Consider the following 26,802-nt stretch of genomic DNA (forward strand, 5'->3'; position numbering starts at 1 on the left):
TTATTTCCTCCTATTTATTTAAATATCGATAAACCGTAGTACGAGAGACTCCAAGCATTTGAGCTACATCTTTAATAGGAGTTTTATTGGCAACAAGGGTTTGTATCATATCAATTTCCTTGTCTTTTAGTTTCTCTGGTCTACCACCAAAGCGCCCTCTTGCTCGTGCAGCAATTCTACCAGCTTCCGTTCGTTCACGAATCAAGTTACGTTCAAATTCCGCAAAAGATGCAAATAAGTGAAACATAAGTTGACCAGTAGCACTTGAACGATCCATTGTAATATTTTCATGAACACTATAAAAACTAATCCCTCGTTCATTTAATTCATTAACAATCTGAATAAGATGTCGCATAGTACGACCTAAGCGATCTAATCGCCAAACTACCAAGGAATCACCAGGACGTACATATTGAAGCGCTTCCTCTAAGCCTGGCCTTTTATCTTTAACCCCACTTAATTTATCTTGAAATATTTTATCGCATCCATAAGATTTCAAAGCATCAAACTGTAAGTCTAAATTTTGATCAATTGTAGATACTCGAACATATCCAACCTTCATTCCTTTTTCCCTCCTTTTGTTCAATAACTTAATTCTATATATTTATCTGAACATAGATAAGTTTACAGGGTTTTTGAACATGAAAAAAGGAGAAATCCTATAATTTTTTGTTCCATATTAACGTGTCCAGAAACATACAATTTTCTGGACACAGGTAAAATGCCCATAATTCGGTTTTCCCTAGAAAAAGTAAAATAAGTCCAATGCATGTTCGGATTTATTTTCTACAATTTCTTTCAATGACGAATAATTAGATATCTACAACATTCTATTTAGTATCCCTCTCTTTTTTCGAGGGATGGGAAGAAACATCCAAGTGTGAATTTTGTTCATATAAAAGTGAATGCCTCTTTCCTCACCCTTAAAAACAACAAAAAAATTGTTCTACAGAAATCTGAGGCTTTAATAAGTACATGCAATACATTTAGAGAAGGTCCCAAAAATCAATACTTTCACCAAAAATAATGGGTTTATTTGTAGAAACATTGTTACAGGAATACATTGGGGTACTACGAATATATAGAAAGACACCTAGCATATATTTAATAGGTGTCTTAAAAATAAGGACCACATAAGGAGTGAAAGATATGAATTCATATCAAAATAAAAATGAATATGAAATATTGGATGCTTCACGAAACAACTCTAATATGTCTACTCGTTATCCTCGGTACCCACTAGCAAATAATCCACAAATGCCTATGCGAAATACGAACTATAAAGAATGGTTAGCTATGTGTGCAGATAATAAAAATAATGAACAAGTGCCTATTAGTCCCCTTGATCAAGAATGGAGAACTGTTCTTCCAATTCTCTTCTCCGCTGCTGCTTCTTTAACAGGATTAATATCACTTCCAACTTTTGGTGCTATATCAGCAGGAGCAGCCATAGCAGCAGCCTTAACGTCTATTTTGTTCCCTAGTCAAGGTCCAGATGTATTCAACGAGCTTATGGGGGCTACAGAAAATTTACTAAAAAGAGAAATAGAGACTTATGTTAGAGGAAGAGCGGCTTCAGAACTTCTAGCCTTAGAAGATCAAAGAGCATATTTTAAATCAGCTTTTGATTATTGGAGATTACATCCTACAGATGGCAATGCTATAGCTACGGTTGCCGCTAGGTTCCACACAGTAAATGGTGCTTTTGTAACAGCAATGCGCTTATTCAGACCGGCAGGTTATGAAGCATTACTGTTACCAGTTTATGCACAAGCGGCGCGTCTTCATTTACTCCATTTACGAGATGGTGTCCTGTTTGCGAATGAATGGGGACTAGCTAAACCAGACCCTGGAGACTTACATGACCAAGAATTTAATGCTAAGGCCGCTGAGTATGCGGATTATTGTGAATTAACGTATAATACAGAGCTAAACCGCATTAAAACTACTTCAGGTAAAACATGGTTTGATTATAATCAATACCGACGACTTATGACATTTGCTGTTTTGGATGTAGTTGCTAAATTTTCAATTTTAAATCCTCGCATATATAGCTTAGCTTTGCAAGGAGAAATTCTCACTCGAAAAATATATACCGATCCTGTTAATTTCTCACCAGGTTCTTCAATTGCAGATGATGAAAATAGATATACAGTCCCACCATCACATGTTAGACAATTAGTCAACTCAAGATTATTTACTAACGTGGCATCTGTTCAAAATGCTGGATTTATTGGAAATCAAAATCGTTATAAAAATATAGGCGTTAGCGATCTAGTTGATGGTCCTATAATCGGACAATCAGTATTCGAAAAAGTGGATGCAGATATACCGACAAATGTATCGGTTTTTGAAGTTGGTGTAAATGGTATACAGAATGATTATCCACGAAATATAGGTTTGAAAAAGACTCCTTCAAACGCATTTACAAATAATTATGCTGGAAGTACGAATAATTTAGGTCCTTTTACTACGGTCTCTTTGCCACCTAAAGACGATAAACCATTAGATCATACTAATTTTAGTCATCGATTATCAGATATAATTCTTCCTGGAAATAAGGGCTCATCTTTTGCATGGACTCATGTTGATGTCGATCCTACAGGAAACTATTTATCAACAACTAAGATTAATTTAATACCTGCTACAAAAGCATCTAAACTACCACTTTCATTCCAGCTAAGAAAGGGACCAGGATTTATAGGGGGAGATTTAGTCAGATTAGGAAATGGCGTCGGAATTTCTTATAAGTTTAATTTCCAATCCTCCGATAGCTCAGCTAATTTTAGAATTCGTATACGTTATGCAGGTGCAGGTTCAGGTGCTAGTGGTGGTGGGCAGGTATATTTTAAATTAGGGAATTATCAATCTCCAGATACTTCTTGGGGCCATACTGGATTTGACTCTAACAATGTGAAGTATAATCAATTTAAAGTATTAGAGCTTTTGGGAACTGCAGGAAACATTACAGCTAACGACTTGGAAATTATAGTATGGACAAGGGACCCAGGTGCTTCTGATTTTTATCTAGATAGATTGGAATTAATCCCAATGACGGGGATATCAACAGAATACAATGAACCACAAAAATTGGAAACAGCCAAAAAAGCAGTGACCGATTTGTTTACCAATTAAAACAAAGTATGTACTGAAGTAGGAGGTAAGGCTGTTCGAAAAATAAGTAGAAAAGGTAGTGAGTCCTATGTATATTAATACGATGAAAAATACATTAAAACTAGAAACGACAGATTATGAAATAGATCAAGCCGCCATTTCTATAGAATGCATGTCTAATGAACAAAATCCACAGGAAAAAATGATATTATGGGATGAAGTAAAACAGGCAAAACAACTCAGTCAATCTCGTAATTTACTCTACAATGGTGATTTTGAAGATGCATCAAACGGCTGGAAAACAAGTTATACGATTGAAATTGGAAAGAATAGTTCCATTTTTAAAGGGCAGTACCTTCATATGTTTGGGGCAAGAGATGTTTTAGGTGAAGTGTTTCCAACATATGTGTATCAAAAAATTGATGAATCTAAATTAAAAGCCTATACACGTTATCGAGTAAGAGGATTTGTGGGAAGTAGTAAAGATCTAAAATTAGTGGTAACCCGTTACGGGAAAGAAATTGACGCCATTATGGATGTTCCAGATGATTTGGCCTATATGCAGCCTAACCCTTCATGTGGGGATTATCGCTGTGAATCAGCGTCACAGTATGTGAGCCAAGGGTATCCAGATGGATATGCTTCTGAGATGTATGCATGCCCGTCAGACCGAGTTAAAAAACATGTGAAGTGTCATGATCGCCATCCATTTGATTTTCATATTGACACCGGAGAATTAGATACAAATACAAACGTAGGTATTTTAGTCTTATTTAAAATTTCTAATCCAGATGGATACGCTACAGTAGGGAATCTAGAAGTCATTGAAGAAGGATCACTAACAGACGAAGCATTGGCACATGTGAAACATAAGGAAAAGAAATGGAAGCAACACATGGAGAAAAAGCGAATGGAAACACAACAAGCCTATGATCCAGCAAAACAAGCAGTAGATGCATTATTCACAAATGCACAAGGAGGCGAGTTACATTATCATATTACTTTAGGTCATATTAAGAATGCCGATCAGTTCGTACAATCAATTCCCTATGTATACCATGCTTGGTTACCGGATGCTCCAGGTATGAACTATGATGTATACCAAGGGTTAAACGCGCGTATCATGCAGGCATACCATTTATATGATGCACGAAATGTCATAACAAATGGTGACTTTACACAAGGATTAACGGGATGGCACGCAACAGGAAAGGCAGCAGTACAACAAATGGATGGAGCTTTTGTATTAGTTCTATCAAATTGGAGTGCGGGGGTATCTCAGAATCTGCATGCTCAAGATCATCATGGATATATGTTACGTGTGATTGCCAAAAAAGAAGGGCCTGGAAAAGGGTATGTAACGATGATGGATTGTAATGGCAATCAAGAAACACTGAAGTTCACATCTTGTGAAGAAGGATATATGACAAAAACAGTAGAAGTATTCCCGGAAAGTGATCGTGTACGAATAGAGATGGGAGAAACCGAGGGTACGTTTTATATAGATAGCATCGAGTTGATTTGTATGAAAGGGTATACTAGCAATAATAACCCGCACACGGGTAATATGTATGAGCAAAGTTATAATGGAAATTATAATCAGAATACGAGCGATGTGTATCATCAAGGGTATACAAACAACTATAACCAAGACTCTAATAGTATGTATAATCAAAATTATACATACAATGATGACCTGCATTCCGGCTGTGCATGTAACCAAGGGCATAACTCTGGCTGTACATGTAATCAAGGATATAACCGTTAACGATTCTAAATAAGAATCAACATCATTGCGGAAAATAAAAACCTACTCACAAAATCTATTGCATATCATAACATAAACTTTACAAATAACTGATATATTCTAGATCATTTTCCTAATATTGATTAATGAAAATACTCCTTTACAGAACGATTTAGGCTGATTTGATTTGAATGTTGTTGAATCTTGAATAGAAATTCGTTATTCAAATTTCTGACGAGGTATCTGTTCATACGATTCAAATTCTGATTGATTATATAAGTGAAAGTACAAATCAAATAAAAAAAAGAGGCCCGTTCTAGTACTAGAACGGGCCTCTTTTTCCTGAATGTATGACTAGTAAAGCAACCATTTTACACACATAAATCGTATATATGTAAGTATACCACAATTTTTGGTATATAGAACCAAAAATTGATGATATAGAGCACAATTATGGTGAAATAAACCTTTTTTAAATTCCAAGAAAGTATCAAACAAAGAAGAACGATTCACAATATTTCCAAAACGAAAATAAGATACAATTTATGAGCATTTATTAGATTCATTCTTTACAATTTCTTTGAATAGCAAATACAAGATTAATTCAACCAATTAAAGAAAAGCTTTCTTTACTTGATAAAAATGGACGAAAATCACATCATTATCATAAGAAAACTGTATTTGATATCTCAGGTATTGCATACGAACAACATCTATCAAAATAAAAAATGAAATATTTTTAATTTTTAGCTCGTAATGGTTATTTAGTATGCTATCATTTTCGATACAGCTCTTTTATTGAATTGCTAGAAAGAAATTTTAACATCTTTCTGTATTTGATTTTCTTTAGCTTGATGGTGATGTTTCCGTACCCCATAACTACTGGAGATAGTATTTGGGATTGGAAAAAAACTAAATTACAACCATAAAACAGTAAAATCACTAACCCGTTCCTTAACGTACAAGGTACCGGCTAGTTTGTGTCCAAATTGTGTCTAAACGTACAATTTTCCCGAAATGGTATGGTGAGGCCATGCCCATCAACTTAAGGATTTTTACTACCCCCAAGTACAAAAAAAGTTATTCTTTCTTAAATAATATAAATGAGAAAGGGTGCTGTTTTTTTATGAATCTCTCGATTCAAGAAGAGTTACAACCATTTGCAGAAGAATTGCAGCGCTATATCACACCTGAATTTTTGGAAGAACTGGCAAGAGAGATTAAGTTTGTAAAGAGAAAACGAAAATTTTCAGGATCAGATTTAGCTACCATTTGTATTTGGATTAGCCAAAGAGTTGCCAGTGATCCTTTAGTCCGATTATGTAGTAGGCTTCACGCAGTTACAGGTACTGTACTTAGCCCAGAGGGCTTAAATAAACGATTTAATGAAAAATCAGTGTTATTTTTAAAACATATCTTCGCTTTGTTGTTACAACAAAAAATCTGAGAGCAAACTCACATTTCTAATCAACTTTTTGCTCATTTTCAACGCATTCGCATCATGGATGCCACCATGTTTCAGGTACCAAATACTTTGGAGCATATATATCCTGGTTCAGGTGGTTGTGCGCAAACAGCTGGGATTAAAATTCAATTAGAATATGATTTACATAATGGACAATTTCTTAATTTCCAAGTGGGTCCTGGAAAAAATAATGATAAAACATTCGGAACGGAATGTTTAGATACGTTACGACCAGGCGATTTATGTATTCGTGATTTAGGGTATTTTTCATTGGAGGATTTAGGTCAAATGGATCAACGGGGGGCATATTTTATTTCACGTTTAAAGTTAAATACAAATGTATATATCAAAAATCCTAATCCGGCATTTTTTCATAATGGTGCAATCAAAAAACAGACAGAATATGTAAAAATCAATTTACAAATGATGATAGAGCGCTTATTACCTGGTGAAACCTATGAAGTAGGAAATGTTTATGTGGGAGATCAAAAAGTTTTGTTTGCCCGACTCGTTCTGTATCGTCTAACAGAAAAGCAATTACGAGAACGACGAAAAAAACAAATGGAAAGTGAAAAGAAAAAAGGAAAATCGTATTCGAAAAAAAGCAAAATATTATCTGGGCTGAATGTATATGTAACTAACTCTCCGTGGGAGTGGGTTTCGATGAAGCAAGTCCATGAACTATACTCTTTACGCTGGCAGATCGAAATTGTTTTTAAAACGTGGAAATCATTGTTTGATATAGATCATTGTCGCACTGTTAAACAAGAACGAATAGAGTGCCATTTATACGGGAAACTGATTGCTATTTTCTTATGTTCTTCTACCATGTTTAAAATGCGCCAACTTTTGTTACAGAAGAAGCAAAAAGAATTAAGTGAATATAAAGCGATCGGAATGATCCAAGATCATCTACTTCTCCTCTATCAAGCCATACAGAAAAACACCCAAGAAGTAACAAAGCTTCTGATCCGCCTGTTCCACCTACTACAGAAAAACGGGCGGAAATCTCATCGATATGAGAAGAAAACCGTCTTTGATATTATGGGTGTTATCTATGAGTATAGTGGATGTAGCAAGCAAAAGAAAGCTGCATAAGAAAAAATGAAACCCGTTAGGGTTTATTTCGTGTGCTTATTTTTAATAACTTGCCCTCATTTTGGGAGAGGTTAGTTCAAATGCACCAAAGTTCATTCTGTATCCCCCTTAAGTTGATGGGCATGTATGGTGAGGCCTACTAGGTGAAAAACTAAATATATATTCAGTAGGTTGGACTTTCTCCATTCCGCCAATTGCTGTAATACCTACTATTAAACCAGTAATGGAGTAAGTAATTGTAGGAAACAGAATTGTATTCACTTTGTATGTTTTTAGATTCAAGATTTCTATTACCTTGAAAAATGAATAAAAATTGTCGTGTTCTAACAGGAGTGAGCTCTCTTTTCAGGGATTGAGAAAGGCTGACGATTTCGGATGCCTCTTTTGGTATTCTAAATAGAAAAATTTAGATAGTGGATGATTTTTAGAATGGAACAGACATTGAAAAATTAGCTATATTCATTTTATTACAGGATATGGCGAAGTTAATGAGCTTGCTATTACTCTATTTTTACAGATGAAATCAATGTTTTGTTTGTTGATGAATATAGATGGGATTAATGTTAAGAATATTCAGTACGAAAAATATCAATTTACTATGGTTTACAATTATGTAAAACTATAACCAATATGAGTTTTTCATTAAAACTTACCCCTAATAAAGATTTAAAGAGGTTTTGTTGCAGTCATCATTAAAAAGGAAGCCATACTCTTTTTCATTTATAACTTTACCTAATTAACAATATTTGTATACCTATTAATTCCTAAAATTTGGATTAAATGACTCATTTTGATGAGGGGAATTGTAGGATTATTTGGGTGTAGGTTCAAAAAAGGATAGACTAATTCAAATCTACCAATTTTAGAAAACGCTATCATTAACGGTATAATAAAGACAACTATATATACCGAGGAAATTGGAATTATGAATAAAAGAGAAACGAGAATTCGCATTTTAGATATGCAAGATCAGCATTGTATGGGGTGTCAGTATCATAATAGTGTGCGCACATATTGTATTGATGATTGTAGGATTGGAAAAGAAATATATCAATTAGGAACTGGATTAATTTTTGATGAAAAGGAACCGAAAAAAAAAGTAAAAAGGAAGTGGGATCATATTTGCCAGCAAGCGCTCGAGTTAAGAAGCAAAGGATATACATATAAAAAAATTGCACACCAATTAGGGTGTCATGTAAGTAGTTTGCGTAAACAGCTAAATCAGCGCGGCTTGTAAATAGTGGGATAAAAGCTGTCATAGAAGGGATAAGAAACGGGAGCATTAATGGCCTTCTTATAAGAATTATCTGAAAAACTAGCAGGAATTACAGATAATTCAGTAGGATGCGTACAATTGTGAAATGCATCAAACGAAATGAGGTGAATGCAGCATGAGAGAAATTGCGAAAAGAGTACAAATGATACGCTTACAGGATGAGCATTGTGAGCGGCAAGTAAAAGCAGAACAGTATGGTGCCGAGCAGTGTATAATAGAAAGAGATTGTATCAAAATAGAAAAAAATATAGCTAAAAAACGAACAAAAAAAGTACAAACGCCAAAAGAAAAATGGGATGAAAAATGCCAACAAGCAGTACAATTATTTAATCAAGGAACGGAATACCCAACTATTGCAAAAATAGTTGGATGTAATGTGAGTAGCTTGTATAGAGAGCTTAAGAAACGTGGTGTATTACAAATGCCAAAGCAAGTAGCACCATCTAAATCAGTAAAGTCATCCATAATATCACCAAAAACAAAAAAAACGAAGTTCGAACGATATAAAGAATATTATATGTATAAATAGGAGAATCAATGGCTATAAGATGATTTATCTAAATTGGGAATACTATTACTAGATACATACTCTGCCTATGACCAAAGGGATTTAAACAAACGTTTGATTAAAAAAATACACTTGAATAGTAATTACATCTACAACGCATATTTTTAGATGTACAACAAAATACACTTTTGAACATTATATTAAAAATTTTTATAAATTAAGCTTATTATCTTTTCATAAGGGTGAGTAAAGATACCGAAATACCCAAAAATAAATGTTAAAAAATCTTAAGAGATTTTTTAACATTTGCTTCTTATTGTTCGCTAATTTTTAGTGATATAAAGCCTCTGAAATGTGTTATTGAAGCTATACAAGAAAAAGAGAAGTTCACTCCAAACTTCTCTTTTTCGACGTACAAGGAATTACAGCAATTATACATAGCTATTTAAACTATAATCATATTTTGTAAGCAGACGTATACTTTTTTGAACTTTGCAATAGAACCGCAATTGGGATAATTCAAGATAATCTAGCCCTATTTAAAGATAAAATGGCCGGAAATCTCATTGATATGAGAAGAAAACTATCTTTAATATTATGTGTGTTATCTACGAGTATAGTGAATATAGAAAACAAAAGAAAGCTGCAAAAGTAAAAAAATGAAACCCGTTAGAGTTTATTTTATATGCTCATTTTTAAGAGGATTATAGTGATACTTTAAATATTGTGCGGAGTGAGTGGAAGTCTCCGTATTACTCCTCGCAAATAGCAATCGCCTCACGCAAACGAGAAATTCCTTCTTCAATTTGATAACTAGTCACTTTCCCATAAGATAAACGAATGTAACCATCTTTTGCACCGAAGATACTTCCTGGCATAAAGGCAATTTCGTTTTTTAAGCTTTGCATAATAAGTTGTTTTTCATTAATAGGTTTGTTTAATTTCCCCCATATGTACATACCGCCGTTAGGGTTTGAGAAAGAGATTTTATCTTGTAGTTGTTCGTTCAGTGCACGTACGATAATGTCTCTTTTTTCTTTTAGCTGTTTTCGTAAAGGTTCTATATGAGACTGAAATGGTATTGTTTCAAAAAAATTGTGTATAAGCCACTGTGGAAATATGCTCATTCCTAACTCCATTTGATTGCGTGCATCTGCTAATCGTTCTACTACAGACTGAGGAGCGACAAGCCAGCCAATGCGTAGACCTGGCGCAATCATTTTTGATAAGGAATGTATATAAATCACTGTTCCGTTTTCATCAATGGATTTTAAAGTAGGGCAAGGTTGCTTCTTTTCTAAAGTAAGCAAACTGGATGGATCATCTTCGACAATCGCAATTCGTAAGTCTGCGCAAAGTGATAACAGTTTTTTTCTACGGTTTGGACGTAACATTGTTCCAGTAGGATTTTGGAAATTTGGATTTAAAAATATCATTTTAATACGGTGCTTTCTATATAATTCTTGCACGTCATTTGGGTTAATACCGTGCTCATCGACAGGCAATGGAAAAATACGAATACCTGCGGATTGGAATAACGGTAATGAATAACAATGTGAAGGGCTTTCGAAGGCGACAGCATCACCTGGATTTAATAAACATTGTACGATAAGGTGAAGTGCTTGTTGTGCACCTGAAGTAATCATAATGGATTGTTCGGTCGCTTTAATTTTTAGATAGTCCTTCATATATTGTACTGCCGTTTGCCTTAGCGGAAGATAGCCTTGCGGGTGATCATAACTTAATGATTGTGTTAACGGCTGTTCACGTAGAATGGCTTGTAGCTGTTCATGAGGAAAGAGATTACAGCCGAGCTCTCCGCTTGCGAAATCAATCATATTTTCATTTTGCTGTACTTGTGCCCGAATATGGCGAAGTAACGGTAAGTTTGGCGAAAAAGTACCACCCTCCACGAAACTTTTCCAGTTTGGCGTTAATGTAGGAGAAACGCCCCACATATGTGTACTAACACGTGTACCTCTACCGGTTGTACTTTCTACAATTCCCATAGCGCGAAGTTCGTTATAAGCAATCGTTACTGTACTTCGGTTTACATGTAAATGCGTAGCTAATTTTCGTTCTGAAGGGAGGAAGCTACCTGGAGGGAGCTCTCCGTATGTAATGCGTCTTTCAATAAAGTCAATAACTTGCTGATAAATCGGAATTTTGCAGTCATTATCTAACTTCCATTCCATAAAAATGCCTCCCTATTTTTTAACTATTTCAATTATAACGAATTGGCTGGATATAAAAACAACCAATTGGCTGTTTTTGTAACCAACCAATTTTACTATACTAAATATGGAAGGAGGAGATATACATGATTGTAAGTAGAGAAAATGATTCGATAATGAAGGAAGCTATCTCTGCAACAGGTGTTGGAATCTCTTGTGGTACATGTGGCGAGCTCGTTCAAGGTTGCATTAATGATCAAAATTTTATGATTACGTTTCCTATACCTCTATATGCTAGTGCTGAAGCGAAATTTGTAGGAGGAGGGAAAATAAGTATAATCCCTGGGTATAAAAATAAAGCTGCAAAAGCTGCTGAAATATTAGTAGGCTCATTAAGAAAATTGGGTATAGTCGATACAGAACTAGGAATTACAATTAAAATTGAGTCGGAATTAATAGAAGGAAAAGGAATGGCTAGTAGTACAGCGGACATTATAGCAGTTTGTCGGGCTATTTCAAATCTATGTAACTATCCTATCGGACCTTGGGAAATATCAAATATTTGTACATCTATTGAACCATCTGATGGTGTAATGTATCAATCATCGGTAGTATATGACTTTTTTAAGGGGAGGTTACTTGAGGATATTGGACCTTTAATGTCAATGCGCTTAGTTATCATTGATAATGGAGAAGCGGTAGATACAGTTAATTTTAAACGGGTACCGTATACACCAAAGGAGATGAAACAAGTCTTGGAAGCTTACCGCTTAGCGACTTGTGGGATTAAAAGTCAAAATATTGAATTATTAGGACGTGCTACTACAATAAGTGCCAAAGTTAATCAACGTAGACATTTTAAAAGAGAATTCAATGATATTATGAATATCTTTCCTGAATTAGGGGCACATGGAATATCGGTAGCCCATAGTGGTTCCATTCTTTCTTTATTGTTTGATAAGAATGATGATATGAAAATTGAGAATGCAAAAAATCGTATATCAATGATGTTTCCAGAAGCAACGATTAGAGAAATTACTATCTAAAGAAAGTAAGGTAAGCAGCATATATAAATTTAAATGGGGTGTGTAAAATGGTTCGAAAATTATATCTCCAAGATCCATATCTTCAGGAATGTACCGCCATTATAACAAAAATAGAAGATAATAAAATCTTTTTGGATCAAACTATTTTTTATCCAGAAGGTGGAGGACAGCTTGGAGATCAAGGATGGATTGAAGGAAATGAAGTAATTGATACACAAAAGACGGGAGGAAATCTGTTTTATCACTCTAATTTTCCAATCATTAAGGTTGGTTCAGAAGTAGCACATATTTTAAAAGAGCCGGTAAAGGGACTACGTGAAGGAATGGAAGTTAAGGCAAAAATCAATTGGGAAAGACGCCACATGTTGATGAGAATGCATGCTGCTGCACATTTAGTTTATTATTATACATTTCAAGTTTTTGGGGAGATGTATGTGAAAGGTTGTCATATTGCAGAAGATAGAGCTCGATTTGATTTTTATAGTCCTGATAAACGTCTTGATCGTGAAGGGTTAGATAAAGTAGAAGAGTTCGCAAATTTAATTGTTAAAGATAATATCCCCATTAAAAATATCCCATTAAATGAGGAACCAGAAGCAATCAATTGGATTTGTGGTGATATGCTTATTCCCTGCGGTGGTACACATGTTAGACAGACTGGAGATATTGGAGAAATTTCTGTAAGAAGAAACTCGAGAGGGAAAAGTTTAGAGCGTATATATTTAGAAATTGGAGGGGGAGATTTATTTAAATAATTCCGAACGATTAATATCCGTTTCCCTTTACGCAGCAGCGGTAATTACTGCAAAACAGTAAGGGGTGCTTTGAGAGATGCGAAAAGGAAAGAGTTTATCAACATTCCCTGTTTAGCCGTGAGAAATACTTGTAGCTGTTGGCCAATCCTTGTGCTGTATTCCCATTGTAGATGGAGGATGCATCTTATTATCAGGAATTTTAGAAGTAATCTTAGAAAAGAAAGAAGATTATTAAATTCGTATTAGGGATTTTATTATTAACATGTAGTTTAGATTGAAATTATAAAATAGAAAGAGGTAGTAATGATGCTAAGAGAAAATATAGTAGATGCGATTGGAAACACGCCGTTAGTAAAACTCCAATTAGATTCGTCAGCTAGAGGGAACGTCTATGCAAAATTAGAAATGCTAAATCCCTTTGGGATGAAGGATCGTGCCGCAAAGCAAGTCATTTTAGAGGCTAAAAAGAATGGAGTTTTAAAAGATGGTGCTCCAATTATTGAAAGTTCTTCGGGGACCATGGCATTGGGACTTGCAATGGTTGGAACTTATTTAGGGCATCCGGTTCATATTGTAACGGACAAGCGTACGGATCAAATGACTCTTGCAAAATTAAAATCCCTCGGTTGTAAATTGGAAATAGTTACAGAAATGACGCAATTAGGATGGCAAAGCGCTCGTCTTGATAGACTAGATGAAATTCTTAAAGAGAATAAAGAAGCATTTTGTCCTCGTCAGTATGAAAATTGTGATAACCCCAATGCCTATGGGGCATTAGCGAATGAGGCTCTTGAAGAGTTAGGACATATCGATATTTTAGTAGCTTCTGTAGGTAGTGGGGGGTCACTTTGTGGCACGGCACGAGCTTTAAGAAAAGCGAATCCTGACTTACGTGTTGTAGCAGTTGATGCGGTAGGAAGTGTTATTTTTAATCAACCAGATATTCCAGGGCGATTGCAAGGAGGACATGGAAATAGTGTAATTCCAAAAAATGTAGATTTCTCAATAATTGATGAAGTTCATTGGTTAAACGATGAAGAATGTTATGCAGCTAATTTAGAATTAGCTAAGTGTGAAAAGTTATTTGCAGGTAATAGCTCAGCGGCATCATATGCAGTTTCACGATTTATAAGTAGTAGATGTTCAGAAGAAAAGAATATTTTAACTATCTTTCCAGATAGAGGGGATCGCTATTATAAAACAGTTTATAATGAGGAATATCGTAAAGAAAAGGGGATGACAAATCTTTATCTACCTGAACAACCTAAAAAGGTTTCTTATGGAAAGACGGTGACTTCCTGGTCTTACGCTAGTTTACAAGATAATAAGATGCCCACATTTTAAATATCTGAAAATTTAAAAATGAGGAGACGTTTATGAAATTAGATTTTGATCAACAAATCGATAGACTTTATACAGCATCTTATAAATGGGATCAGTCCAAAAGCCTTTTTGGAACAGAAGATATTTTGCCAATGTGGGTGGCTGATATGGATTTTATGTCATCCCCAGCAGTAGTAGATGCACTTATAAATAGAGCTACTCATGGAGTATATGGATATACAATCATACCTGATTCCTATTATAGTTCGATAATTGATTGGCTGAAGAGAAGGCATGGAACGACAGTAAAAAAAGAGTGGATCACACATTCTCCAGGGGTAGTAACAGCATTAAGTATTTTGGTCTCTTGCTTAACTAAGCCAGGAGATAAAGTGATGATTCAATCTCCTGTCTATCATCCATTCTATGATGTAGTTACTCAACAAAACAGAGAATTAGTAACGAATAATCTTATTCTAGAAGATGGCCGATATACGATGGATCTAAAAGATTTAGAAGATAAAATAGATTCAAGTGTAAAATTAATGTTGTTATGTAATCCTCATAACCCTGTTGGGAGAGTATGGGATGAACAAGAATTAGAGAGACTAGGAGCACTGTGTGCTAAACATAATATAATTGTAATTTCAGATGAAATTCACTGTGATTTAATATATAAAGGCAATAAACACATACCGTTTTCATCTATTTCTGAAAAATTGAAAAGTACTAGTATAACATGTATTTCTACTAGTAAGACCTTTAATCTTGCGGGGTTAAAAACATGTAACCTAATCATTCAAAATCCTCATATAAAGGAATTGTATGAAAAAAAGTTAAGGATGCTTTCGTTACATTCGGAAAGTTTCTTTGGTATAACGGCAGTAGAGGCTGCATATACCCATGGTGAAGAATGGCTCAATCAATTATTAATCTATTTAGAGGGGAATTTAAATTTTTTACTTGGTTATTTTAAGCAACACATAAATGAAGTGAAGGTAATTAAACCTGAAGGAACATATTTAGTCTGGTTGGATTTCCGAGGATTAAGAATGAATAAAGAGAATATAGAAAAATGGATGTATCAAAAAGCTAAATTAGCTTTAAATGAAGGTTCTATGTTTGGCGAAAATGGTAAAGGGTTTCTTAGAATGAATATTGCCTGTCCTAGGGTTACTTTAGAAGAAGGTTTATCTCGGATACATAAGGCGTTATAAGTGAAAATTAATATAAAAAACGTAATCCCTTCATAACTTTGAACACATATTCTTCATCTATAATAAAAAGTTTATTATGGATAAGTTCAAGTACTATGTTAGTATATTGAAAACTTTAAGAGAGGTATTTCCCTATGAGGTTAGATGTATTGAGTAGCTTGGCTAGCAAAAGGCGAATATTATGTTTGTTCCTCTTTTAAAATCCTTTCTAATGGGTTACATCACCAAACGGATTACATTTGTTAACTAATTTTAAAAAATATAGTAATAACTTTAAGAAGGTGAACCAACAGTACCAAATAAATTTGATATGTTCTAAAACAGTTGTTTTAAGGAACATACTTAGTTTACTGTTTTTTATTGAGGTGTCTCCAGGTAAAGAAGTGTTCAATTTTATGTAGGGGTTACAGTAGGAGAAAAAAATGATAAGAAATAATGAAACGAAATATATACTGTTAGTATTTTTAGCTATCTGTTTTTTAGCAACAGGTGGTATTTTTGTAAAACTAAGTGATTTACCACCAATTAATACAGGCTTTTATCGTGTATTACTCTCTATCCCTCTTTTATTACCGTTTGTATGGAAAGAACTTAATAAAGTTTCAAAGAAAGATATTCTATTAATACTTTTAGCGGGTGTATTTTTAGCAGGTGATTTAATTTTATGGAACGTATCATTTCATTATACGAGTGTTGCAAATGCTAATTTATTAGCTAATTTGGTGCCTCTAGTAATTATTCCGTTTTCATTTTTTATTTTTAAAGAAAAAATAACACGTACATTCTTCATAGGATCTATTATTACAATATCTGGGGTAATTGTTTTAGTTAGTGGGAAAGCAGTAATAACAACAGATAATTTATTTGGAGATATGTTGGCCTTTTTAACTGCTTTTTTCTATGCATTCTTTTTATTGACAGTATATAAAGTACGAGAAAGAGTAAGTGCTAGTATTATTATGTTTGTGAGTGCTTTTGGAAGTGCAGTAACGATTTTCATTGCCATGCTTTTTACAGAAGGAGTTTATATCCCAAGTAGTTCTTCAGAATGGCTGCCCTTAATAGGCTTAGCTATTTTTTCGCAAATTTTAGGACAAGGGCTACTAAGTTTTTGTTTGGGTAAAGTTAATGTTGCATTATCTTCAATATTAGTTTTATTACAACCAATCGTAGCTGCAATATATGCATGGTTTATCTTTACTCAGAAGCTTACAATAGTGGAGATAATGGGAATGTTAATTTCTTTAGTTGGAATCTATATTGTGAAAATGAAAAAGAAACAAAAGGTGCCACACAAATCAAAAGAGAAAATTGTAAGTTAAGTAGTATTTTTCTGGTGTTAAGGAACTGGGTAGTAATTTCACATGTAATCATGTTAGGAGACTTCATTCTAGAGTGGCAATCAATGTTGTAGGGTGGAATTTCTAGTCCTAATATATACAAAATGACATGGTTTTATGCAAAATTTGGTTTGTTTAGTCCATATAAAGTCCAGTTATGGTAAAATATAGAGGACATATGTATAGTGAGATTCCAATTCTATTGATGAATTGGAATCATTTTTTTAATTGAACAGTTCGAGGAGAGCAATCACGCATAAACAGATACACGAATTGATCTAATTCCTCGCTACATGCAAAAACAATGGGGTCTGTATATTCGTATGCCTTTACCAACTGTCGCAGTTGTTTCTTTTTTTCCTCAATTTGTTTTTGTAAGTGGAGAATATCAGATGTAGATATGGAAAACATCTCTATTTCTACAGATTGAAATCAGCTTTTTTATAGTATATGCAGTTTTTTTAAAATGAAAACGGTCACATAAGATGTGAGATATTCTATGTGTACAAAAGGAGGACATTTCTATGAAATCAACAGGTATTGTACGAAAAATTGATGAGCTCGGTCGAGTTGTGATACCGAAGGAAACGAGGCGTACACTCAACATTCACGAAAAAGACCCACTAGAAATATTTGTAGAAGGGGATGCGATAATTCTACAAAAATATATATCCCATGGTACGTGTCCTATCACGGGAGAAATATCTGCAAGAAATGTAAAATTGGCAGGAGGAAAGTTGACACTGAGTCCAGAGGGTGTAAAACAACTGTTAGCTGAATTAGAACAATACAAAGTAACGGTATGAGAGAACAGGGGGCGTACTCGTTGGAAACGAAATTACAAGCATTTCAAAAGGATAGAAGTAAGAACATGCTATCTTTGCAGGAACAATTGTTACAAGAGGCGTTTCAAAAGAGGAAGGATATCACTTTAATTCTGTTAAAAGGATTGCATGTAAAAGGAATGATAAGAGGATTTGATACTTATTCTGTTTTAATAGAAGTTGAAGGGAAGCAACAGCTTGTATATAAACATGCGATCTCCACGATTCGTTTCTAAAATAAAACAGTAGCATGAAATTCTTAGAATTCATGCTACTGTTAAAGAAATATTATTTAGCTTTTACAGCTTCTTTTAATGCTTTCCCCGCTTTAAAGGCAGGTGTTTTTCCCGCAGGGATCGTAAGAGCTTCACCAGTATGTGGATTGCGTCCTTCACGGGCAGCACGTTCTCTTACTTCGAATGTGCCGAAGCCAAGTAGCTGTACATGTTCCCCATTTTGTAGTGCATGTTGAATGGACTCTAATACTGCATCTACTGCAAGACTCGCTTGTGGTTTTGTTAGTTCGGATTGTATTGCAACTTGTTTTATTAGTTCTGATTTGTTCATAAGACACCTCTTATTGTTATGTATACTTGTTTCAGTATAAAGGTGTAAATGAAATGGTGCAAGATAGTTTGTGAGATGTAAATTCTATAACAGAAAAATGTATTATATAGAGGGAATACTCTGTATAAAGGGAATGGGAGAGGAAAAAAGATGAAAAATGCCTTTTACACGGATCCAAAGGAATTAGAACGTGTTGCAGAAGTAGTAAGGGCATTAGCACACCCTGTCCGTCTCCAAATTGTACGTCAAATAATAAAGGAAAATTCATTAAATGTTTCTGAATTACAACGGTATCTCGCCACACCACAACCCACTGTTTCACAATATCTTGGCAAGTTAAAATTACATAAAGTCGTAGCATGTGAGCGAAAAGGATTAGAAGTATTTTATCGAGTGGACGATGAAAAAGTGAAACAAATCCTGAAGATACTGCTAGGCTAAACAGATAGCTTCATTTATTTGTCTAGTCATGTGAGGATAAAAATAATGACCGAGGAGGGGTATTCTTCTATGAGCGGAAATTCACATTACAATTATATAACAATAAAAGAACTTATCTTTATCCATGCCTATGTAACAGGGGAAGAAATCCCTTCTTCACAAGCATTACAAATACTCAAACAGTTTGCTCCTGAAGAAATACCAGGTACAATCAGACAAGCGCGTCGGTATCGTATACGGAAAAATGGAGAAGAATTGTTTGGATATTATAGAAAGAAACATCCAAAATTATTTGATAAGCAAAAGTTATACACGTATGAAGAGTTGAAACATCGAGCGGTGAACTATTGTTCGTCTCATTTGGTGATTCATCTCTAATCCAGATAGGTCAATATGTATGCATTATGTTTTGAAAAACAGATAAAACACCTATTTTTTCGTGAAAAACTTAAAAAAGACTGCTCAGATTAATTTTTAAAGAAAGAAGACGACCAAGAGAATGCATTACTATGTAAAAAATGTTAAACGCTAAAAACAAGGTAATAAAGACGTTTAACGTAATTAAGAAAAAAACAAGCTGATTATGCAGGGCTATATACCTGTTTAAGTGGAATATATAATTTCACGCACCGTAAGAATTAATAACTAATAATCACAAACAATCCTCAAAGGTTGCGTCTTATCTCTCGTATCCGCTACAATAGAGATAGAATAAACACAAAGAAAGGTGACTCACTCTATGAATCAACCTTTAGTAAATTTACGAGTCGATTTTGCTTTTAAGCAATTATTTGGTGTACAAGGACAAGAGGAATTACTGATTTCTTTTTTAAATGCAATCTTGCATGAATCCTTATCTACACCGATTGTATCCTTAAAAATTGAAGACCCACATTTGCATAAAGAATATGAAGAAGATAAATTATCCATACTAGATATATTAGCTACACTTCAAGATGAAACCAAGGTGAACGTGGAAATCCAGTTACGAAATACACAAGAAATAGTAAAACGTTCCCTGTATTATTGGAGTAAACTGTATACATCTCAATTAGAGCAAGGGATGCCCTATCGTTCTTTACGGAAAACGATTGCGATTAATCTATTAGATTTTGATCTCTTTCCTCAATATGATGACATGCATACAGTCGGACAATTTTGGAGTCAACAACACAAGGAAGTGTTACTCGAAGATTTGGAAATCCATTTCATTGAAATTCCGAAATTGCTACAGCAATGGAGAGAAGAAAAAATTAATCCGTGGGAAAATGAATTTGCTCGTTGGTTACTGTTGTTACCAGCACATGAAGATGAGCATTTAACCCACACTTTGGAGGACATCGCCATGAAACAAGACCCGATGTTACAAAAAGCGATCCATAAATGGGAGAACATGAGTAAGAGTAGTTCTTTCCGCCTAGCGTATGAGGCCAGAGAAAAGGTTTTATTTGATGAGCAAGCCAAATTAGCACATGCTCGTGAAGTCGGTATCGAAGAAGGAAGAGAAAAAGGGCTTCAAGAGGGTATGGAAAAAGGTATGGAAAAAGGAAAATTAGCTGAAAGAGAACAGTTAATCCGAGGCATGCATAAAAATGGCATGGATATAGAAGATATTGCGAAGTTTACCAATATGGACATTACGGGCTTACGCCATATTTTAGGACAATAAAAGGTAGACATCTCCTTTATAAGAGATGTCTACCTTTTATTGTCTGATTATTCAGACAAACTGGACGTGTATCTGAAGTAATTGCTAGCGATGCAATGTATAGTGATCCATTACTTTTATTAAAATATCTGCGATTAACTTTCCATTTTCAAAAATAATTTGATTCTTCGTATATACGTCTATATATTGCCCTAGTCCTTCACTTAACATAATTTCCAGTTCATTATTATCTAATATTTTACTAGTCAAAATGGTAGGATGTTTACTAAAAGCTCGATAAAAACTTAAAGTTTCAGCCAAAGATGCCACTAAAGGCCTCAACATTTCTTCATAGTCTGGAAGCATATCCGCAGCTATTTTCTCATTTAAAACAAAATCTATTCCGTTATCTTTTAAATCAAATCGATATAAGAAAATCATTTTTACCGCACCTTCTTTTACTATCTTGATGCATAGATTCGTAATAGTATCTTTTTTCATTATATAGCAACATCGGTTTATTTTTCAATTTTTCTTTATTTCAATTTAGCGGGATATTTCCAATCTCGTTTATCTTTCGTATCAGAAGTTGATTTTTGTTTCTTTTGGCTAGTAATTTGTTTTTTCCTATTTTGTTGTTCTATTCTTTCAATCTTTGTTTGCATTCTTTCCATCTGTTCTTTTACTTTTTTTAACTCAAGCTTAATCTCCATCAACAATCTTAAAATCGCATCACCTTTGTTCATAGACAACATCCTTTTAGATTTTTGGGTTGTTAGGGAAGTTTAATACTTCCCATTTCTATTCTGGGTAATTTTCAGCATCCCCTCGAAAAGAGGGGATATCAAAAAGTAATGTAAAAATTCAATGATATCTGTACTCCAATGAAACTACATCACACAATAAACATTTGGTGTTCGTGCTTGGCTTATCAAAATGAACTATTATTCAATCGGACGATATCTGACTGAATTTTTTAGTTCAAAGATTTGATCGGTCTTTTCTGAGCTTTGTTTTTCAAAATGCTTTCGTTTGTTTTTGATAATTTCTTTTACTTGACTCCACTTTATAGAAGAATTTAGGATATTATCATCAACATCCAATTTAGAAGTATCATTATAATTCCAGTACCTATTGTTATGCCAAATATGCTCTTCTTGTAACTTAAATATTGGGGCTAGTTCAAGGGTATCCATATTTGCAATCGATTCATGATATTCTGTTAATAACAGGTATTTAACCTCTGGGAAGTGTTTGTGCACCGGATCAATTGCAGGAACACCATTAATCAACTTGTATTTTTGTTCTTTTATAAGAGCGTAGTATTCATCGTTTGTTGCATTTTTTACTTTCTCTAAAGAAATATTATCTGTAATCTTAATTGGTTCGTTGCTTATAGACATTCTGTATTGAAACATATGAAAATGGCAATCACCGTGAATATGGGCTTTAAGGGCGTTGATATTAGAGTTGTGAACTAAATCAATTAATACGTTACCTGTACTTTTACCTTTTTTAATTGTTCTAAAAACAAAAATGCATCCATGAATATAATTATTTTGATAACCAATCCCTACAAAATCATATCTGTATTTATGATGCAAATCTAAAGGCTCGTCATATTTTAGTCCTATTGTTAATTCGTACATGATTTCCTCCTACAAATGGGTTTTGAATTCGTTGCTATTAGAATTATTGTATCAATTTAAATTTTTATATTACCATAGAATTTACTATTCTTAATCACTCTAGTACGATTGTCTTTGCTCCTTCTATTGAATTAAAGCTTTCTACCTTCATTTTAATTCCTCCTTATAATGTTAAATTTGATAGCACTTTTTTCATCACTATCACCTCACACACCCTTGCTCATTCAGTGTAACTTGATTTTATATCTTTTCAATCGTCCGATTTTGCCATTAAAACTTATGCAATAGCACATATTTTTTAACGCGACTATGTTTTTTAGCGTCAAATCTAGGGTTGTTACGTTCATTACGCCTATTGTTATATTTACATTACGTTTTCTTACCTCTTGTTAATGTAGACATGTATTCGTAAAGGTACACTTTTACAGACGCATAGAAACATAGGAAAAACCATATCCATAAAAGTCGTATATTTATTTTACAGATGTCTTTAATTTTTATATACCTTTACAGATGTGAATAAGCTATAATTGTGTTCGAGGTGAAAGAATTGCAATATAAAAAGTTTGGATATGTACGGGTTTCCAGTAAAGACCAAAACGAAGAACGTCAGATTGAGAATATGAAGCATCTAGGAATAGAGGATCGAGATATTTTTATTGATAAACAATCTGGAAAAAATATGAAAAGAGAAAATTATCAAATGTTAAAACGATTAGCTAGAACAGGGGATACAATTGTTTTTGATTCTTTAACGAGGCTAGGGCGTAGTATGAATGATGTACTTGAAGAATTTCGTTATTTTGAAACACAGCGTATTAATCTCCAGTTTATTAAGGAACCATTTATTAATGTAAATTATAATGGCGAAAGTACAAATGATGTCATTCAACAGGCTGTTCAAAAAGCAACTCTTACCATTCTTTCTGCTTTTGCAGAAAAAGAAAGGAATGATATCAAACAACGACAAGCAGAAGGGATTGCATTAGCAAAGAAGCAAGGAAAACACTTAGGAAGACCACCGGTACAAATTACGAAGCAATTCATTGAGGCATATGAGGCATGGCAATCTGGAAAGATTACGGCGGTCGGAGCGATGAGAAAATATGATATAAAGCGTTCTTCTTTTTACAAGCTAGTAAAAGAGTACGAAGCGCACGAAAAAACAAAACATATGGCGAAAAATGAATGATATTGAGAAAGGATAAAATTGAGTTTCTTCCTATTTATATAAGAACCACATTTAGCACCTTAGCATCCATACGCCGTATTTTACAAAATTTGACGAAGGCGTAATACCTGTTAAGGGGATTCCCTTGATAGGTCGGAGTTGCTATTATACATATCAAACAGGGTGCACCCATACCGTAATTTTTAAACAAACGTTTGATTCGTCATTATTTGCACAAAAACAAAAGGATTCGCTATAAATAGCGGATCCTTCTAATTGAATGCATATTTAAATATGAAAATGTATCTAGGAATCTGTCATCCTCTTTTGATATTTTCTTAACTTTGCAACAGAACCCATTTCGGACACAAATCAGCCGCTTCCCTACACGTTAAGGAACCGGCCGATTACTTTACTACTAATATATATTTTTTGTCGTGTAATGGTCTTAGATTATTAAAAATTTGTTTTTTTTCAAATTCAAATTCCAAACATAGTCACCTGTCAAAGCGATATGTTCCCATCCAAATGGAGATATATCTTGTAAGTGTTTTGCTGGATAGAAGAAACTTTTTAGGCTATTTCATAAAAAGAGTCGCCTCTACCGGATAATGGTCAGAGTAATCATTATACGTATATGTTTGGAACCATGATGTAACGGACCATTCTGGAGAGTTTGGTTGCAACACTTTATTTTCTATATATACGGGATTTGCATGATCTTTACTAGAAACAATGTAATCTAAATATTCTGCTGGAGCATTTGGGAAATTATAGTTTACAATACTATTTGTTGTCGCATCCCAAGTTGCTGTATGCCCTGTATACGCTGGTGACGAAGCATGTAATGTATCAAGCATTGACCTATACTCTGAATTGATATTATTCACAGCATTTATTTTATTTACATTCATATCACCACCAATTAGCACATACTCGTTAGAGGGAATATTTTTATTTTTAATAAATTCTTGAATTTCTTTTAGCTGTGCTGCACGTACAGATGCTGGTGTAGTTTGTCCACACCCATCATCTTCAGCTTGTAAATGCGTCCCAATTACATGAACAAAACGATCATTTTTCTTAATTTTAGTATATGCAAATCCTTTATTTGATAAATTATCTGGCCCACATCCTTTTTCAAACACATATTGAATTTTTTCAACGATTGGCCACTTACTCACGATAGCCACTCCTCCATCTTCAGGATTAGAAGATGAATAGCTTCCTAACGTTTTATCCCATTCACTTCCGTTACTACGGCCTATTACAGCTGTTTGATATTGATATTCTTTCTTTAAATTCTCTAACAAACGATCTGATGCACTATTATCAAATGCTTCATTTAATATAACAACATCCTGACCCTTTATATAATTAGCTGCACCAATTAAATCAGCACGCTGACTTTGTCCCCAGTTTGGATATAAATTCGTTAATAACATAAATACATTATGAGTCATCACTTTTAATGTATCGTTTTGATTTGTGGACGTTGCCGCTTGAGCGGTAGATCCACCATATAAAACTCCAAGACCAATTCCAAAACTAAGTACACCTTTTAAAAGCTTACTTTTCATAATTTATAACCTCCATTTATTATATAGTGATAAACATATTAACAAAATAATAAACATACATAATTGCAGAAGAATACTAGAATCTCACACAATTTTTGGAAATCGAAAATAAAAGAGCTCGAAAAAGTAAAAATACAATTTAGTACAAGTAAAAATTCGGAGAGTAGAATAATCAATACAACTTAATAGTTCTGCGAATTCAAAAAATGCAATGTGTTTCGTTATCACCTAAGTATTATTTAGAATAGCTCAAGTTTATTAATAATATTATTTATTAAATTCCCTTAATATCCGTTAAGCGTGTTTCCGTACGATATGTTTCATCAATGTTTAAAATGGATTTACCTTCAAATAACAGTGCATTTACAGGTTGCCCATTTTCAGGATTCCAAAATGTAGATGCCCACATGTGATAATTATTTGCAATATCATCAACAGTTTGTTCATCGGTTCTAGAAAATAGTTCATGCAAAGATACAGTTGTAGTTCTGAGTGTACCAGGGTCATTAGCTAATACATATGAGAATTGAACGGATCCTGTAAAGAAGCTACGGCTTTTAATTTCATATGTAGCTGGTGTAGTGTAGACAGAAGAAACTAATTTACCTTTTGAATTAGGCGGTAATTTTGCGGATGCAGTCGAACTAAATGTTTTTGTAAATGTTTTTGAATCAGATGTTCCAGATTGATTAGAATTGGTATATTCATATGCAACTTCTCCACCAACTTCTGCATCTTTAACAAGGAGATTCACTTTCGCTTTATAAGTGAATTTAACCCCCGCTTTATGGTTATGGGTAACAGAGTTTGTTATAGTAGAAGTATTTGAGATTCCATGCTGGAACGTATGGGATTTTGTAAGTTCAGCAGAAGGATGTTCATTATATATATATTCTTCTATTGATTGAACTAATTTTTCTGGTCCTTTCCCAATTAATTTAGATTGAATAGGATAATCTGGATCTATATATTTTTCTTCTACATCTAAAAATTTAACATCATTGATATGTACACCTACTTTAGAAGTTTCGCCTAATCCATTAACAAATCTTGCATAGCCTGGGATTGCTTTTCTAACAACTTGGTCTATATTTACAACCTGAGATCCCTGTGTTTGATAGCTAGATAATTTTTGTAATGAAGATTGTTCAGGAATGATTCCTGGTGAAGTATTGATTTGAGCATTCGCTGTATTCCCTGAAATGATACATAATGGCATACCTACTAATGCTGCTGTTAAAATTTTTCGTTTCATAAAGTCCCTCTTTTCAAAATATTTAACTTATATATATAAGTATAGGTTGTGTTTAAGTTTCAAAACAAGACTATATTTATTCCGTATATACTGATAGAATAGGCATGTCATCATTAAAATTAATTCATCTGATAAACTATTCCCTTCATGAATAAATAACTAATTTACCAGTGATAACACAAGGCATGCGCCACATTCCTGTTTTAGGAGGGAGTATTATTATTTTACTTTGCACCCAAAAGATTAAGTGGAAAAATTATCCGGAATAAGCCACACTTTATAAAAAATGAAACCTTGATATAAGAGCTCTCCAAATAAAGGTCACCATACATGCCCATAAACTTAAGAGTAAAAATGAAATGAACTTTCGTTCATATGAATTAAAAAAGGCTTAAAATATTGTATGTCTTTAAAAATAAACATATCAAATAAGCCTCAATAGGCTTATTTTTTAAAATTATGCAGCTTTCTTTTGTTACCCAGCTATACTATACTCATAAATCCATGCCGTAATTTTCAAACAAACGTTTGATTCGTCATTATCTACAAAAAAAACAGAAGGATTCGCTATAAATAGAGAACCCTTCTAATTGAATGCATCTTT

General features: G+C 33.8%; 24 protein-coding genes and 2 pseudogenes. 17 read left to right on the forward strand and 9 right to left on the reverse strand.

Translation table 11 applies throughout. The features are described 5' to 3' along the window. Positions 1–10: 10 nt before the first annotated feature. Complete coding sequence (locus tag AC241_RS31795) at positions 11–562, reverse strand: recombinase family protein (protein WP_050845710.1); 552 nt, start codon at positions 560–562, stop codon at positions 11–13. 587 nt (positions 563–1,149) lie between these two features. Between AC241_RS31795 and AC241_RS31800 the strand changes: the two genes are divergently transcribed. From AC241_RS31800 to AC241_RS31820, 6 genes and pseudogenes are all read left to right on the forward strand, one after another. Beyond that, positions 1,150–3,135: an insecticidal delta-endotoxin Cry8Ea1 family protein gene (locus AC241_RS31800; RefSeq protein WP_050845711.1), complete on the forward strand. Its 1,986-nt coding sequence runs from the start codon at positions 1,150–1,152 to the stop codon at positions 3,133–3,135. Positions 3,136–3,217: 82 nt separating this feature from the next. Further along, positions 3,218–4,882, forward strand: coding sequence for a pesticidial crystal protein (locus AC241_RS31805; RefSeq protein WP_230690659.1), 1,665 nt, complete (start codon positions 3,218–3,220; stop codon positions 4,880–4,882). Between the two features lie 1,105 nt (positions 4,883–5,987). Then, positions 5,988–7,424, forward strand: a pseudogene (locus AC241_RS31810) (IS4 family transposase). Between the two features lie 139 nt (positions 7,425–7,563). Continuing rightward, positions 7,564–7,656, forward strand: a pseudogene (locus tag AC241_RS35615) (DUF3221 domain-containing protein); the annotation flags it as partial. 693 nt (positions 7,657–8,349) lie between these two features. Beyond that, the gene (locus AC241_RS31815; RefSeq protein ID WP_050845712.1) at positions 8,350–8,661 is read left to right on the forward strand and encodes a hypothetical protein; all 312 of its coding nucleotides are present in this window, start codon (positions 8,350–8,352) and stop codon (positions 8,659–8,661) included. A 154-nt stretch (positions 8,662–8,815) separates the two neighbouring features. Further along, on the forward strand, positions 8,816–9,229 hold the full coding sequence (locus AC241_RS31820) for a helix-turn-helix domain-containing protein (protein ID WP_050845713.1): 414 nt from the start codon (positions 8,816–8,818) through the stop codon (positions 9,227–9,229). Between the two features lie 731 nt (positions 9,230–9,960). On the opposite strand, the gene pdxR is transcribed toward AC241_RS31820, so the two are convergent. Next, a complete protein-coding gene (pdxR, locus tag AC241_RS31825) occupies positions 9,961–11,403 on the reverse strand; it encodes a MocR-like pyridoxine biosynthesis transcription factor PdxR (protein WP_050845714.1) in 1,443 nt (480 codons plus the stop codon). A gap of 125 nt (positions 11,404–11,528) precedes the next feature. On the opposite strand from pdxR, the gene AC241_RS31830 reads away from it, so the two are divergent. The 5 genes from AC241_RS31830 to AC241_RS31850 all read left to right on the forward strand — a co-directional run bounded on the left by AC241_RS31830 (position 11,529) and on the right by AC241_RS31850 (position 17,045). Continuing rightward, on the forward strand, positions 11,529–12,428 hold the full coding sequence (locus tag AC241_RS31830) for a GHMP family kinase ATP-binding protein (protein WP_050845715.1): 900 nt from the start codon (positions 11,529–11,531) through the stop codon (positions 12,426–12,428). Between the two features lie 47 nt (positions 12,429–12,475). Continuing rightward, a complete protein-coding gene (locus AC241_RS31835; protein ID WP_050845716.1) occupies positions 12,476–13,183 on the forward strand; it encodes an alanyl-tRNA editing protein in 708 nt (235 codons plus the stop codon). Between the two features lie 306 nt (positions 13,184–13,489). Then, a complete protein-coding gene (locus AC241_RS31840; protein WP_050845717.1) occupies positions 13,490–14,527 on the forward strand; it encodes a cysteine synthase family protein in 1,038 nt (345 codons plus the stop codon). A 32-nt stretch (positions 14,528–14,559) separates the two neighbouring features. After that, positions 14,560–15,723, forward strand: coding sequence for a MalY/PatB family protein (locus AC241_RS31845; protein ID WP_050845718.1), 1,164 nt, complete (start codon positions 14,560–14,562; stop codon positions 15,721–15,723). A gap of 422 nt (positions 15,724–16,145) precedes the next feature. Beyond that, positions 16,146–17,045 (forward strand): DMT family transporter, encoded by a 900-nt coding sequence (locus tag AC241_RS31850; protein ID WP_050845719.1) that lies wholly within the window; start codon positions 16,146–16,148, stop codon positions 17,043–17,045. Between the two features lie 234 nt (positions 17,046–17,279). Here the strand turns inward: AC241_RS31850 and AC241_RS34185 are convergent, their stop codons facing one another. Beyond that, positions 17,280–17,474 (reverse strand): aspartyl-phosphate phosphatase Spo0E family protein, encoded by a 195-nt coding sequence (locus tag AC241_RS34185; RefSeq protein ID WP_224414040.1) that lies wholly within the window; start codon positions 17,472–17,474, stop codon positions 17,280–17,282. A gap of 113 nt (positions 17,475–17,587) precedes the next feature. On the opposite strand from AC241_RS34185, the gene AC241_RS31855 reads away from it, so the two are divergent. After that, positions 17,588–17,869 (forward strand): AbrB/MazE/SpoVT family DNA-binding domain-containing protein, encoded by a 282-nt coding sequence (locus AC241_RS31855; protein WP_050845720.1) that lies wholly within the window; start codon positions 17,588–17,590, stop codon positions 17,867–17,869. Positions 17,870–17,889: 20 nt separating this feature from the next. After that, the gene (hfq, locus tag AC241_RS31860; RefSeq protein ID WP_000448511.1) at positions 17,890–18,123 is read left to right on the forward strand and encodes an RNA chaperone Hfq; all 234 of its coding nucleotides are present in this window, start codon (positions 17,890–17,892) and stop codon (positions 18,121–18,123) included. Positions 18,124–18,175: 52 nt separating this feature from the next. On the opposite strand, the gene AC241_RS31865 is transcribed toward hfq, so the two are convergent. Beyond that, positions 18,176–18,454 carry an HU family DNA-binding protein gene (locus AC241_RS31865; RefSeq protein WP_001043043.1) on the reverse strand — a complete coding sequence of 93 codons (279 nt, stop codon included), beginning with the start codon at positions 18,452–18,454 and terminating at the stop codon, positions 18,176–18,178. Positions 18,455–18,604: 150 nt separating this feature from the next. Between AC241_RS31865 and AC241_RS31870 the strand changes: the two genes are divergently transcribed. The 3 genes from AC241_RS31870 (at position 18,605) to AC241_RS31880 (ending at position 20,564) form a co-directional block, all read left to right on the forward strand. Then, positions 18,605–18,895 (forward strand): ArsR/SmtB family transcription factor, encoded by a 291-nt coding sequence (locus AC241_RS31870; RefSeq protein ID WP_050845721.1) that lies wholly within the window; start codon positions 18,605–18,607, stop codon positions 18,893–18,895. Between the two features lie 69 nt (positions 18,896–18,964). Further along, positions 18,965–19,273, forward strand: a complete 309-nt coding sequence (locus AC241_RS31875; RefSeq protein WP_000016447.1) for a hypothetical protein — start codon at positions 18,965–18,967, stop codon at positions 19,271–19,273. Between the two features lie 361 nt (positions 19,274–19,634). Further along, positions 19,635–20,564 carry an Rpn family recombination-promoting nuclease/putative transposase gene (locus AC241_RS31880; RefSeq protein WP_001075554.1) on the forward strand — a complete coding sequence of 310 codons (930 nt, stop codon included), beginning with the start codon at positions 19,635–19,637 and terminating at the stop codon, positions 20,562–20,564. A gap of 84 nt (positions 20,565–20,648) precedes the next feature. On the opposite strand, the gene AC241_RS31885 is transcribed toward AC241_RS31880, so the two are convergent. From AC241_RS31885 to AC241_RS31895, 3 genes are all read right to left on the reverse strand, one after another. Then, positions 20,649–20,984: a hypothetical protein gene (locus tag AC241_RS31885; RefSeq protein ID WP_050845722.1), complete on the reverse strand. Its 336-nt coding sequence runs from the start codon at positions 20,982–20,984 to the stop codon at positions 20,649–20,651. A 95-nt stretch (positions 20,985–21,079) separates the two neighbouring features. Beyond that, on the reverse strand, positions 21,080–21,289 hold the full coding sequence (locus AC241_RS31890) for a hypothetical protein (protein ID WP_001032323.1): 210 nt from the start codon (positions 21,287–21,289) through the stop codon (positions 21,080–21,082). 198 nt (positions 21,290–21,487) lie between these two features. After that, positions 21,488–22,192, reverse strand: a complete 705-nt coding sequence (locus tag AC241_RS31895; RefSeq protein ID WP_050845723.1) for a hypothetical protein — start codon at positions 22,190–22,192, stop codon at positions 21,488–21,490. A 550-nt stretch (positions 22,193–22,742) separates the two neighbouring features. On the opposite strand from AC241_RS31895, the gene AC241_RS31900 reads away from it, so the two are divergent. Then, the gene (locus AC241_RS31900; protein ID WP_050845724.1) at positions 22,743–23,384 is read left to right on the forward strand and encodes a recombinase family protein; all 642 of its coding nucleotides are present in this window, start codon (positions 22,743–22,745) and stop codon (positions 23,382–23,384) included. Between the two features lie 557 nt (positions 23,385–23,941). Here AC241_RS31900 and sph read toward each other — a convergent pair. After that, complete coding sequence (gene sph / locus AC241_RS31905) at positions 23,942–24,943, reverse strand: sphingomyelin phosphodiesterase (RefSeq protein ID WP_050845725.1); 1,002 nt, start codon at positions 24,941–24,943, stop codon at positions 23,942–23,944. A 274-nt stretch (positions 24,944–25,217) separates the two neighbouring features. Further along, complete coding sequence (locus AC241_RS31910) at positions 25,218–26,198, reverse strand: hypothetical protein (protein ID WP_050845726.1); 981 nt, start codon at positions 26,196–26,198, stop codon at positions 25,218–25,220. Between the last annotated feature and the right edge of the window lie 604 nt (positions 26,199–26,802).

The sequence above is a fragment of the Bacillus thuringiensis genome, assembly GCF_001182785.1.
Lineage (GTDB): Bacteria > Bacillota > Bacilli > Bacillales > Bacillaceae_G > Bacillus_A > Bacillus_A thuringiensis_S.

Coding starts and splice junctions, on each gene's coding strand:
- AC241_RS31830 (WP_050845715.1), top strand. CDS start 11,529: ATGATTGTAAGTAGAGAAAATGATTCGATAATGAAGGAAGCTATCTCT.
- AC241_RS31895 (WP_050845723.1), bottom strand. CDS start 22,192: ATGTACGAATTAACAATAGGACTAAAATATGACGAGCCTTTAGATTTG.
- AC241_RS31835 (WP_050845716.1), top strand. CDS start 12,476: ATGGTTCGAAAATTATATCTCCAAGATCCATATCTTCAGGAATGTACC.
- AC241_RS31800 (WP_050845711.1), top strand. CDS start 1,150: ATGAATTCATATCAAAATAAAAATGAATATGAAATATTGGATGCTTCA.
- AC241_RS31875 (WP_000016447.1), top strand. CDS start 18,965: ATGAGCGGAAATTCACATTACAATTATATAACAATAAAAGAACTTATC.
- AC241_RS34185 (WP_224414040.1), bottom strand. CDS start 17,474: ATGTTTTCCATATCTACATCTGATATTCTCCACTTACAAAAACAAATT.
- AC241_RS31815 (WP_050845712.1), top strand. CDS start 8,350: ATGAATAAAAGAGAAACGAGAATTCGCATTTTAGATATGCAAGATCAG.
- AC241_RS31795 (WP_050845710.1), bottom strand. CDS start 562: ATGAAGGTTGGATATGTTCGAGTATCTACAATTGATCAAAATTTAGAC.
- AC241_RS31890 (WP_001032323.1), bottom strand. CDS start 21,289: ATGAACAAAGGTGATGCGATTTTAAGATTGTTGATGGAGATTAAGCTT.
- AC241_RS31855 (WP_050845720.1), top strand. CDS start 17,588: ATGAAATCAACAGGTATTGTACGAAAAATTGATGAGCTCGGTCGAGTT.
- AC241_RS31820 (WP_050845713.1), top strand. CDS start 8,816: ATGAGAGAAATTGCGAAAAGAGTACAAATGATACGCTTACAGGATGAG.
- AC241_RS31840 (WP_050845717.1), top strand. CDS start 13,490: ATGCTAAGAGAAAATATAGTAGATGCGATTGGAAACACGCCGTTAGTA.
- sph (WP_050845725.1), bottom strand. CDS start 24,943: ATGAAAAGTAAGCTTTTAAAAGGTGTACTTAGTTTTGGAATTGGTCTT.
- AC241_RS31850 (WP_050845719.1), top strand. CDS start 16,146: ATGATAAGAAATAATGAAACGAAATATATACTGTTAGTATTTTTAGCT.
- AC241_RS31805 (WP_230690659.1), top strand. CDS start 3,218: ATGAAAAATACATTAAAACTAGAAACGACAGATTATGAAATAGATCAA.
- AC241_RS31865 (WP_001043043.1), bottom strand. CDS start 18,454: ATGAACAAATCAGAACTAATAAAACAAGTTGCAATACAATCCGAACTA.
- AC241_RS31910 (WP_050845726.1), bottom strand. CDS start 26,198: ATGAAACGAAAAATTTTAACAGCAGCATTAGTAGGTATGCCATTATGT.
- AC241_RS31870 (WP_050845721.1), top strand. CDS start 18,605: ATGAAAAATGCCTTTTACACGGATCCAAAGGAATTAGAACGTGTTGCA.
- pdxR (WP_050845714.1), bottom strand. CDS start 11,403: ATGGAATGGAAGTTAGATAATGACTGCAAAATTCCGATTTATCAGCAA.
- AC241_RS31845 (WP_050845718.1), top strand. CDS start 14,560: ATGAAATTAGATTTTGATCAACAAATCGATAGACTTTATACAGCATCT.
- AC241_RS31885 (WP_050845722.1), bottom strand. CDS start 20,984: ATGATTTTCTTATATCGATTTGATTTAAAAGATAACGGAATAGATTTT.
- AC241_RS31880 (WP_001075554.1), top strand. CDS start 19,635: ATGAATCAACCTTTAGTAAATTTACGAGTCGATTTTGCTTTTAAGCAA.